At 61.6% G+C, this 11,352-nt stretch carries 7 protein-coding genes; 5 read left to right on the top strand and 2 right to left on the bottom strand.

Annotation, left to right across the window (positions count from 1 at the left end; genetic code table 11):
• Window positions 1-7 precede the first annotated feature (7 nt).
• From JWZ97_RS04475 to JWZ97_RS20175, 4 genes are all read left to right on the top strand, one after another.
• Window positions 8-2,212: a TrbC family F-type conjugative pilus assembly protein gene (locus JWZ97_RS04475; RefSeq protein WP_240342567.1), complete on the top strand. Its 2,205-nt coding sequence runs from the start codon at window positions 8-10 to the stop codon at window positions 2,210-2,212.
• 3 nt (window positions 2,213-2,215) lie between these two features.
• Window positions 2,216-4,957, top strand: a complete 2,742-nt coding sequence (gene traN, locus JWZ97_RS04470; RefSeq protein WP_205433615.1) for a conjugal transfer mating pair stabilization protein TraN — start codon at window positions 2,216-2,218, stop codon at window positions 4,955-4,957.
• A 213-nt stretch (window positions 4,958-5,170) separates the two neighbouring features.
• Window positions 5,171-6,802, top strand: coding sequence for a DUF4038 domain-containing protein (locus JWZ97_RS04465; protein WP_205433614.1), 1,632 nt, complete (start codon window positions 5,171-5,173; stop codon window positions 6,800-6,802).
• Window positions 6,803-7,054: 252 nt separating this feature from the next.
• Window positions 7,055-7,186, top strand: coding sequence for a hypothetical protein (locus JWZ97_RS20175; RefSeq protein WP_256438379.1), 132 nt, complete (start codon window positions 7,055-7,057; stop codon window positions 7,184-7,186).
• Between the two features lie 133 nt (window positions 7,187-7,319).
• Here the strand turns inward: JWZ97_RS20175 and JWZ97_RS04460 are convergent, their stop codons facing one another.
• Both JWZ97_RS04460 and JWZ97_RS04455 read right to left on the bottom strand, forming a co-directional pair.
• Window positions 7,320-8,672 (bottom strand): transposase, encoded by a 1,353-nt coding sequence (locus JWZ97_RS04460; RefSeq protein WP_205433613.1) that lies wholly within the window; start codon window positions 8,670-8,672, stop codon window positions 7,320-7,322.
• A gap of 602 nt (window positions 8,673-9,274) precedes the next feature.
• Complete coding sequence (locus tag JWZ97_RS04455) at window positions 9,275-10,546, bottom strand: O-acetylhomoserine aminocarboxypropyltransferase/cysteine synthase family protein (RefSeq protein WP_205433612.1); 1,272 nt, start codon at window positions 10,544-10,546, stop codon at window positions 9,275-9,277.
• Window positions 10,547-11,033: 487 nt separating this feature from the next.
• On the opposite strand from JWZ97_RS04455, the gene JWZ97_RS04450 reads away from it, so the two are divergent.
• Window positions 11,034-11,234, top strand: a complete 201-nt coding sequence (locus JWZ97_RS04450) for a hypothetical protein (RefSeq protein ID WP_205433611.1) — start codon at window positions 11,034-11,036, stop codon at window positions 11,232-11,234.
• The last annotated feature ends 118 nt before the right edge of the window (window positions 11,235-11,352 follow it).

Genomic DNA, 11,352 nt, shown 5'->3' with positions numbered 1-11,352 from the left:
CTTGGCGATGATGGTCCTGGGTGGACTGTGGGCGACCGTGTCTGTGCAAGCCGAAGAAGACTGGCTGGCACGGTCCCGCGGGATCCTGAATGCCGTAGAACACCAGTCTCGACCGGGCTGGCTGAACGGCGATTCGGCGGCCACGGATATACGTCGGCAAGCCAGGAAAGCTCTGCAGGAAGCGCAGACGGTACGGTCGTTCGAGGGCACTTCGCCATCATCGGTCGACGCCAATGCCGGCCCAAAAACCTTCGTCATCTATGCCTCGACCTCCCTGGGCGAAGCCGGCTTGCTGGACATTCTGGAGGAGGCATCCGGTCGGGACGATGTCCTGGTGGTGTTTCGGGGCATGAAGCCAAGCCAGAAGGTTCAGGCCTTCATCCGGGAACTGCATTCCCTGGCCAGGCGGTTCGATGCGCAGAAACAACCCCACATCGTCATTGATCCCACGCGGTTTCGTGCCGCCGGGGTTTCGGTCGCGCCGACGCTGACCCTGGAAGAAAACGGGCGGGTGTTAGCCAAGGTTCAGGGGGTGACCGGCACAGGCTGGTTGCAGTTCAGGATGGACGGGGCCTTGGGCGATGGGGCGAAAACGCTCGATCTTGGAACCCAGGGCCCCACCCGCGAGATCGCTGAGGTGGATCTGATCGAGGAGATGCAGCACAGAGTGGCGCAGATTGATTGGGCGGGCAAGAAGCGCGAGGCCCTGGCGCATTTTTGGGAGCGTACGACATTCCACGAACTCCCGGAAGCCACCGAAGACCGCCTACGCCAGATCGACCTGACCGTGACAGCGCCACGGGAGATCACCTCACCCGATGGCACGTTGATCGGCCGTGCCGGACAGCAGGTCAATCCACTGGACAGGCTGCCATTTACCCAGCGCCTGGTGATCTTCGATGCCACCCGGCCGGCCCAAGTCGAACTGGCCAAGCACCTGGGACCTGAATCCGCTCCGCGCCGGGTGACCTACATCGCCACCCGCCTGGACAGAGATGCCGGCTGGGCGGGTCTGGACAAAATCGAATCGGCTTTGGGCGCGCCGATCTATCTGCTGCCGCCGGACCTGCGCGACCGCTTCCGGCTGGAACGGGTGCCTGCCGTGGTCGAGGCGAAGGACGGGCGATTTTCGATTCGGGAATTCAAGGTCGGTTCAATTCCCGAACGTGTGGGTGCATTGACGGAATGGCTGCGATCGATGGGCGCGCTGCTTTCCGGCGTCATTCCCCAAGCGCGCGCGGCGGAGACCACGTCCACGAAAACCCTGGATCCGCTCTGCCCCGACGCCGAGGTCTGGTCCGGCAAGCTCATCACGGACATCTGTTGGGCCTGTTTGTTTCCCATCCGCATCGCCGGCGGGGCGATGGGAGATGGGGATTACCCCTCATCGGCCACGGATCAGGTGTTCTGTGTCTGCAACGATCCCAACGGCATTCCCAACGTCGGCATGACGCTGGGCCTTTGGAGTCCGGCGCGGATGATCGAGCTGGTGACCACGCCCTGGTGCTCGCCGGCCCTGGGCGGCATGAAGTTTGGTTCCTCGCCGTTGCGCCTGCGCGGTACCACCGGTCAGGCCGAATACGACAACGGCGAGATCGCCTTCTTCAATTACCACTACATCGCCTTTCCCCTGTATATCATGTTGGACCTGTTCTGGGACAACCGCTGCAACGCGGATGGCTACAAGGACTTCGATCTGATGTACGTGTCCGAGCTGGATCCCACCTGGAACAACGACGAGCTGGCCTTCTTCACCAATCCGGAAGTGGCGCTGTTCGCCAACCCAGTGGCGATTTCGTCCTGCGTGGCGGACGGTGCGGCGGCCACGGCGGGGCATCCGATCGATGCGATGTTCTGGTGTGCCGGCACCTGGGGGTCGATGTATCCCTTCGCGGGGTTAGCCAATCCCACCGTGGGCGCCGACCCGCGGCTGACCAGTTTGTTCGCGATCCGCGCCACCGCCGCCTTGCATCGCCGCGGCCTGGCCTTCGGCACGGTGGGCAACGATGCCCTGTGCGGCGGCAAGATCGTGCCGTTCATCCCCAAGTCCCAGTACGGCATGACCATGTTCTATCCGGTCGCCGACACCGACCGCCGTCACGCCATCGGCGAGAGCACCTTCCGCTGGGGCATGGGGCATACCTATCCGGGGCCGGGTGACAGTCATGTCTACGTCCTGTTCAGGTGGCAAGACTGCTGTTCCGGAATCTGAACCATGCATTCGGGTGTAGCCTCATTCAATCAGGATGGATTCTTCCTGCGAGGCAGTCGGGTGAGGAGTGCGATCGCTTTATGCCTGACCATCGCTTTGTTCTTCACCCATCTCCAGCAAGCCGTGGCCGATGCCATGCAGGACAACGCCCGGCTGGGCCAGGAGGCGGCCCGGCAGAGCGTGTCGAGCTTTCCGCTGCCTGCCGTCAATGAAAGCGGCGATACCCTGACCCTGTTCCCGGGCACGGCGCAGTCGCTGGACATCCAGGCGAAGGAACTGTTTCCCGACGCGGAGTCCGCTACCGCTTCCGACTACACGGGGCTCTACGGCAACGATCCAGCCGCGGTCGCCGCCGGCCTCGATGCGGAAGGTCGCCTGAAGACCGAGACCAGTCACACCGGAGAGGCCTACCGGACCCTGACTCACGGTGCCCGCCGTTCCCATCCCGATCTGACGAATGATCCGGTGTGGGGCAGTACGGACTATGTGTTCGGCAACTACGACCTGTTCGCCGAGAGCTTCGCCGACTGTACTTCCACCACGGTGTTCCGTGACGGCGAGAAGCCCGTCAACGTGCCGGACTACCGCACCTGCGTGCGCGGTCCCAGTCCGCCACCCAATTGCACCGCTCAGCGTCTGCTGCAGGTCTCAGAATACAATGCCACGGTGAGCGTCGGCACCGACGGCTGGGACATCAACACCTGGGTATTCGATCTCAAGACCGGCACCGGGCGTCACATTGCCCCTTCGGACGGCAACAGCTTTGTGCAGCAGGTGGACACCCTGGATTACGACGCCGTCTGCGGTTCCGGTGCGCCCTATCGGGTCCGTCTGGCCAAGATCGTGGACTGGCCGGAAGCCCCGGTGCCGGCGGACTATGACGCCTCCTATGCCGCCACGGTGATCCAGAAACCGACCTGCACCAACGGCCTGGTGGGCAAGGTGCGGCTGGATGACGACGGCGGTGAGAGCTACTACAAGTACGCGGCGAAGTTCTTCTTCACTTTCGAGCGGGTCGACTCGGACTCCTGGCAATGGTCTAACGCCCATTGTCCAGAACTGATCACCGCCATCGGGGACGGGATGTGCACCAGCCCCGTCGCGACCTGCACCCACGATCCGGGCAAACCCCATCCAGAGCGCGGCGAGCGCTGTTTCACCCACAACGGCGTGCTGGTCTGTGCTTCAGATCTGCAGCCGCCCCCGATGGCCGGACTGCCGCAGACCTGCATGAGCCTCGAGGTGTCAGCCACCTGCGATTTCGGCGGCACCGGAGCCAGCTGCTGGACCGATCTCAACGGGGTACAGCATTGTCCCGGCGAGACGCCCGGGGTGACGGAGACCTGCAAGGCCCTGGAGTCGCGGGGCTGTGCCTTCATCCGCTCGGATTGCGTGGAGGGATCGGCCGAAACCGGCAGCGGCACCTGTTATCTGTTCAAGGATCTCTACGACTGCGGCAGCACCACGACCATTCCCATCCTGGAGGGCACCAGCTCCCATAGTTGCTCGGGGCCGGTGCGCTGCATGGGCGAGGAATGCGTCGCCGTCGAACGCCAGTCGAGCAAGGACTTCGTGCGCGCGGTGGCGTCCCTCAACGCAGCCCAGCAAGCGGCCATGGACACGCAGTGCGAGAGCGCCGACGGTAGCCTGGGCGGACACTCCGACATCAAGACCTGCACGGTGTTCAAGGGCGATGCCCGTACCTGCAAGCGCATCGGCGGGCTCATCACCTGGGTGGACTGCTGCAATACCCCCACGGCCGTGGGACTGGGTGCCTATCTGGATCTGCTCACCAATGTCAGCCAGATCGACAACGCCATCAAGGGACTGGATGCGGGCAATGCAGTACGGGCGGCCTACGAGACCCTGCGTGATCCCCTGGTCAACCAGTGGACCGAAGTCTCCAAGCCCTTCGTCGATTTCGTCTCGGACATCGCCGCCGACGTGGCCGGCACCGCCAGCGACATCGCCAAGGAAGGGCTGATGGATGGGCTCAAGACGCTGTTGATGAGGGAAGTCGCCACCTGGGTGGGCGAAACCTTCGGCGCGGCGGCGGGGAACCTCCTGTTCAGTGCCGCCGGCAGCGGTGCGGCAGCCTACGATTCCACCGGCGCCTTGACCGCCGAGGCCTCCAGCGGCGGCGTGCAACTCGGCGGTGGTGCGGCGGCGGTAGGCACCGCCCTGAGCGTCATCGCCATCGTCTACACCGTCTACGTCGTCATCCAGATCCTCGCCACCATCATCTGGGAGTGCGAGCAGTCGGAGTTCGAACTGGCGGCGAAGAAAACGATGCGTGCCTGCGTCTATCTGGGCACCTGGTGCACCGGCCACAACGACTGGGGCAAGTGCATCGGCGACAAGGAAAGCTATTGCTGCTTTGCTTCGCCCCTGGCGCGCATCCTCCAAGAGCAGATCCGCCCGCAGCTGGGCCTGACCTTCGGCGACAAGAAGGACCCCGACTGCAGCGGCATTCTCATCGAGAGTCTGGCCAGGGTGGACTGGAACAAGGTCAACCTGGACGAATGGATCGCCATCCTCAAGGAAACCGACCGCCTGCCCACCGCCGCCAATGCCGCCCACAAGCTCAATCTGGAAAGATTGACCGGCAAGGGTAGCCGCTTCAACGCGGACGGTACCCGGCTCGATACCCTGGATCGCAACATGAAGCGCATGGCGCCGCTGGACGTCCCGAGCATTCGCAGCCAGGGCGAAGCGCAGGGCTGGTCGCTGGGGCCGAAGCCGTGAAGGAAAGACAGGGCAGCAAGCCTTCCCGCCACTACGAAATCAGGATGCGGACGGTGTGTAAGACGCTCAACATCTGACTTCAGCACCTTGCCACCAAGCCCGACATTGCCACCGGACGGACCTTTGTACGTTCGAGAAAACTGCCAAGAAATTTGGCATTGCTGCACTTTTGGCCTTCAGAGGAGTGTCATGTCTGGATTTCGGTTTCTGTTTGTGCTCTTTTTCACCTTTGCGATCCAATGGCCTGACCGTGCTTCGGCGGTCGAAACCTGGGCGCCTTGGGAGGCAAGTCTCACCAGCACTCGGCCGTATGCCAACCCCTATGCCAACGTGACGGTTTCAGTGACCTACACGGCGCCAACCGGCGAGCACACGACAGGCAAGGCCTTCTGGGATGGCGGCAGCACCTTTCGCCTGCAAGCCATGTTCCCCAAGCCGGGCGTCTGGACCTGGCGAACCACCGCCTCCGATGCCGCCAACGCCGGGCTTCACCACCGCACCGGGACGGTGACCGTGACCCCCTTCGCCGGAAGCAACCCGCTCTATGCGTCTGGATACCCGAAGGTCAGCGCCGATGCGCGCTATCTGACCTACGCAAACGGCAAACCCTTCCTGTGGCTGGGCGATACGGCCTGGTCCGCTCTGATCGCCGCCTCGCCATCGGAATGGGAGTCCTACATCGACTTGCGCAAGAAGCAGAACTTCAATGTCATTCAAGTCCACACTGGGCAAGGTTGGGTGAAGCGGTCGAGGGACCGCAGCGGCAATGCGCCGTTCATGGGGTCGGGTCCGAGCCTCCAGTGGAACCCGGCCTACTGGCGGGAAGTCGAGAGAAAGGTACGCTATGCCAACAGCCAGGGCCTAATGGTCTACTTCACGGCGATCGCCGAACCAGGCCCCGGATTTCCCAAGACGAACACCACGGAGGTGCGCCGTTTTGCCCGTAATCTCGCGGCGCGCATGAACGGCTATTTCGTCGTGTATGCGCCGGTGGCTGACGGCATACCCACGCCGCAGATCGATGCTGCCGGCGCCGAACTCGCGGCCAGCGCGCCCGGACATCTTGTTTCGGCGCACCCACGGGTCAAATTTGACCCCGCGCAAGCTTTTCATGACAAGCGCTACACGGATTTCGCCGGCTTGCAGTCCGGCAACGGCTGGGTCCATGATCCCTATCTCAAGGAGCCTCGGAAAGCCTTTTCCGCGCCGGTGGCCGTCCAAAACGCGATCGACTGGACTCTCGCGCTGTATAACCAAGCACCGCGCAAACCGGTCATTAACATGGAGGGAGTGTACGACAGTATGCGGCTGCAAAACGGAGAAAACCTCTACTACCAGCAGCCCTATCCCGTTCGGCTGCCGCGGAGCATGGCCTATCTCGCGATGCTGTCGGGATCCAAGGGCATTACCTATGGCGCCGGTGGCGTCTGGAACTGGGGCAATACGGGCAACCAGGCAACGATCGGCTGGCCGCTCGATACCGCGCTCGCCCGACCCGGCGCCACCCAGATGCGCTATTGGTTCGACTTTTTCTCCGGCATGGCCTGGTGGAATCTGGTTCCCCAACATCAACTCATTTATGACCAGTCGTCGAACCCGCTAAACCGGATGGCTTTCGCCAAGACGCCGGACGGCCGTCTGGGGGTGGCCTACCTCCCCGAAAACTGGCAGATCACCCTGGACCTGAGGGACTTCGCCGGACCGGTGAGCGCGAAATGGTACAACCCGGTCAGCAACGCCTGGAATACCACCGCGGAGCCTAGCCTTGTGGCCAACCGCGGCATCTATGCATTTCAGAAACCATCGGGCTGGGAGGATGCGGTTCTGCTGCTGACGGTGCAATGAGGCCGAGAAGTGGGGAGAAATTGAATGCGACTCAACGATCACCGGCTTTCAGTCGGTGGTTGTTGTGACTGACGGCTGCATCGTTTCAGGCAATTTCCAATAATTTGTCCGCCGTCCCCCGGGTTCTTTGTACGGACTGGAGTGAGGTTCCGTCAGCTCTCTCGGGCGCAGCGCGCAGCTCTGCAGAGTGGTCCTGATTCACTGCAGCCGCTGGGTTTCCTGTCTACCGAGTGCTCCGATTCAGGGGAGAGGTTGGAAACGCTGAAGTGGATTGGGTTACAGAAAGGATATGCCGCCAAGGACTTCCCGGACTTCGAATCGGCGCTCGTTCGTGCCGGGTTGGCCTTGCGCCGGCAGAAGCACTTCGGTCGCGATGCGGGCTGACGGGCAGCCAACGGCCGATTGCGTTGAAAAACTCCCTTTGCTATCGCGGGTGGCGAGTAACCGATGATAGCTTGGCGAGCCATTTCGGCGACAGTCGATCGGTTTTTCCGGGTAAGGCGGGCTTGTCCCGCCGTTATGCGGGTACTTCGACGGCTTTTGGTGCCATTGGCATCAGCCATTTCGCCATTCTTCGCAAATTCTGGGCAGTCGCCGCCAACAGGAACTCGTCGCTGGCGCCGCTGAAGCCACGCAGACGCAGCTTGTCGAGCCGGAGGATGCGCTTGAGATGGGCGAACAGCATTTCCACCTTCTTGCGCTCTTTCATGGATCGCCGGTAGGCACCGGTCGTGGCGATGTTCCGGGCCACCTCGCGCGCCTTCTCATGGATGCTGCGGACGATCTTGCGGAATGTGGTGTTCGGGCAGCAGCGCGCCTTCAGCGGACAACTCGCGCAGTCTCGCTGACTGGAGCGGTAAATGATGGTGTCGGCTTGGGTGATGTGCGTACGCGGGTGCTTGAACGGTCGCCATTCACTCCGCAGCGGCTTTCCTGCGGGACAGCGGTATTCGTTTTCTTGCTCGCACCAGTCAAAGTCGCTGCGCGAGAAGGTGCCGTCCTGACGTTCGGACTTGTCCCAGACCGGCACGTGCGGGGCAATCTGTTTCTCGTCGACCAGCCAGGCGAGCATGGCGGCCGAGCCGTAGTTGGTGTCGCCGACCAGGCGCTCCGGCTTCAAACCGAATTGTCCTTCCACCCGGTTGATCATCGTGCGCGTGGCCTCCACCTCCGCGGTCTTGTTGACCGAAGAGGCTTCGACGTCGACGATGATCCCCGCCTCCAGGTCGACCAGGTAATTGGTTGAGTAAGCGAAGAACGGAGCCCCGCCGGCCGCGCCGGTCCAGTTCGCCGCCGGATCCGTGGGCGACAGGACCTTCGGCGGATCGGCAGGGGTATTGACCTCCTCCATGGCCTGCTCGGGATCACCCCAGTCGATCTCTTCACCCGACACCCGGCGTTGCCGCTGCGCATCGGCCTTGATGATACTGGCGTCGGTGGCGAAGCCTTCGCCCTTGACCAGCCCTTCCGCCATGCAGCGCTGCAGCACGGTCTCGAACACGTGACGGAAGACACCGCTTTCGCGAAAGCGCCCATGGCGGTTCTTGGAAAAGGTGGAATGATCCGGAACGGGATCCTGCAATCCCAAGCGGCAGAACCAGCGGTAGGCCAGGTTCAGGTGGACTTCCTCGCACAGCCGGCGTTCGGAGCGGATCCCGAAGCAGTAGCCGACGATCAACATGCGGATCATCAACTCGGGATCAATGGAAGGACGTCCCGTGTGGCTGTAGAACCCGGCCAGATGCTGACGCAGGCTGCCGATATCGAGAAAGTGGTCGATGCCTCGTAACAGATGGTTTGACGGGACATGATCCTCGAGGCTGAAGGAATAAAACAGCTGTTCCTGACCCCACACCTGCTGCCCCATCATGCTTCCGGCTCCGATTTGGATGAGGCTTCATTTTACCAGTTGGGCCCCCGTCGGCAGGTGTTTTTCAACGCAATCGGCACTCGGCTGACGTTGGGGTATGGCAACGATTCCTTCATTTTGGGGCCACAAGCTCAGAAGCCGTGTGTTTCATGCCCCGTAGAAGGCCCAGCGATCAGCGCCTAACGTCTTTCCGGACTTGATGGGCCATAGTGACGCCCCTAAACACCGTCAGGATAGGTTCAGTACCACGAAACCCAACCCGCTAGGCCAACCGTGGTACTCAGATTTCATAGATCAGTTTTCTGGTACGAAAAAGAGCCTTAATTCGGTCGGAATTAGGCTGTTTCGAGTCCGGAACGAGCGATACCAAACTAACGGTCGTTATTTTGGGATGGGAAGTCATGCATCAGCTTCGTTGCTTATGGCCTCAAAATGGAAGGAATCGTTGTCGTATGCCTGTTTGAACGGCTTGAACCGCCGCATCGGCCGCTCTTTCTACTGGATCGGTTTGGTGAAAACCATTCCGCCCGGTTGTTGAGTTGAGTCCCTTGTGTTGCCGGTACTCGTCCTCGTCAGTTTCGGTCGGCGGGATGCCGGCAGCGTCAGACCGCGGCGAGGGCCTGTTCGAGGTCGGCAAGGATGTCGTCGATGTGTTCGATGCCGATTGATAGGCGCACTGTGTCCTCAGTGACGCCGGCCTTGGCTAGTTCCTCGGCGGACAACTGACGGTGGGTGGTCGAAGCCGGGTGGCAGGCCAGGGACTTGGCGTCGCCAATATTCACGAGGCGCGTGATCAGTTTCAGTGCATCCTGGAACCGGGCACCGCCTTCGCGGCCGTCTTCGACGCCGAAGGTCAGGATCCCCGAGGGTCGGCCGCCCAGGTACTTCTGCGCCAGGGCATGGTCCCGGTGCTCGGGCAGGCCGGCATAATTGACCCACTTCACCCTGGGGTGGCTCTTGAGGAACTGCGCCACCTTGAGCGCATTCTCGGTGATCCGCTCCATGCGCAGCGCCAGGGTCTCGATGCCCTGCAGGATCAGGAAAGCGTTGAACGGGCTGATGGCGGCGCCGGTGTTGCGCAGCGGCACGACGCGGGCGCGACCGATGTAGGCAGCCTCGCCCAGGGCCTCGGTGTAGACGACACCGTGATAGGAGGGATCGGGCTCATTCAGTCGGCGGAATTTGTCCTTGTGCTCGACCCAGGGAAACTTGCCGGAGTCCACAATGGCGCCGCCGATGCTGTTGCCGTGGCCGCCGAGGTATTTGGTGAGCGAATGCACGACGATATCGGCGCCGTGCTCGAAAGGCCGCAATAGGTAGGGCGTGGGCACGGTGTTGTCGACGATCAGCGGGATGCCGTGGCGGTGGGCGATGGCGGCGATCCTCTCGAAGTCGGTGATGTTGCCCAGCGGGTTGCCGATCGACTCGACATAGACGGCCTTGGTCTGGGTGTCGACCAGCTTCTCGAAGGTGTCGGGCTCGCGGTAATCGGCGAAACGGACCTGAATGCCAATCTGCGGCAGGGTGTGGGCAAACAGGTTGTAGGTGCCGCCATAGAGCGTCGAGGCCGAGACGAGGTTGTCGCCGGCTTCGGTGATGGTCAGGATCGAGTAGGTGATGGCCGCCTGGCCGGAGGCCAGTGCCAGGGCGGCAATGCCACCCTCCAGCGCAGCGAGGCGCTTCTCCAGCACGTCCTGGGTCGGATTCATGATCCGCGTGTAGATGTTGCCCTGGACCTTGAGATCGAACAGGTCGGCACCGTGCTGGGTATCGTCGAAGGCGTAGGACGTGGTCTGGTAGATCGGCACGGCGACGGCCTTGGTGGTCGGGTCGGGTGTGTAGCCGGCATGTACCGCAAGCGTTTCGAGCTTCATGGGTTCCCCACTGGATTGAGCCCGGCGGCGGGCCTGGCGATAAGAGAAGATTAGGTCGGCCGGGGACGGGGGCCAACGAATAATTCCGAATATGCATATGCCGCAGGCGTGCGGCTCACGGCGCGACCGCAGAGGAAAGCCGTTCGATCGCCGGAGCCGTCCGGCCGTTCGTGGCGCTGCAGAGAAAACCTGATACTTCCCCCTGATCGTTGCTTTTATATTGACCGAGGTCAGGCCAGATCTCTCGCCCTTAGGATAGCCCTACCTGAAGGGCGCCAATGGTCAATATCAGTAAATTAGTTATAACAAAATGACAATGTATTCTTTTTAAGAATAAAAAGACCTACTTATACTCCAAGCCCAATGGAGTTCCACTATTGCCAAAGGTTGGCGGCAAGCCGGATTGACTGGGGGGATATCCCTGAACATCCCCAACCGGGTTGTCATCCGGCATTGCTTTCCCCCTTTCATCTTTGGAGATCATTCGATGCTTAACCGTACCGTTCATCCCGCACCGTCTGCCGTTCAAGTCCCTGTACCCTATCGGCTGGCGCAGCAGCTCAAAACCCAAGGCTACGATCTCAACCGCTTGATCCGTGAGCTGCTGGAGGACTTTGCCGCCTCTTCCGGCAAGCTTGATACGCAGGCTTTGCAGCGTGGACATTTAATTGCTTCGGATGCGGCTTGAAAACGATGCAAACCCAAACCGCCGAATTTTCCGGACACCCGATGCATGCCTCTTGCTGTCAAAGTTGTTGACCATTTTCCTGAAGTTCCAGGCGTCAAAAGCTCAACCCAACCTTTGC

It is taken from the genome of Methylococcus sp. EFPC2 (assembly GCF_016925495.1).
In the GTDB taxonomy this organism is placed as follows: Bacteria; Pseudomonadota; Gammaproteobacteria; order Methylococcales; family Methylococcaceae; genus EFPC2.
Note: the sequence above shows the minus strand (reverse complement) of the source record. Positions and strands in the feature narration are given on the sequence as shown.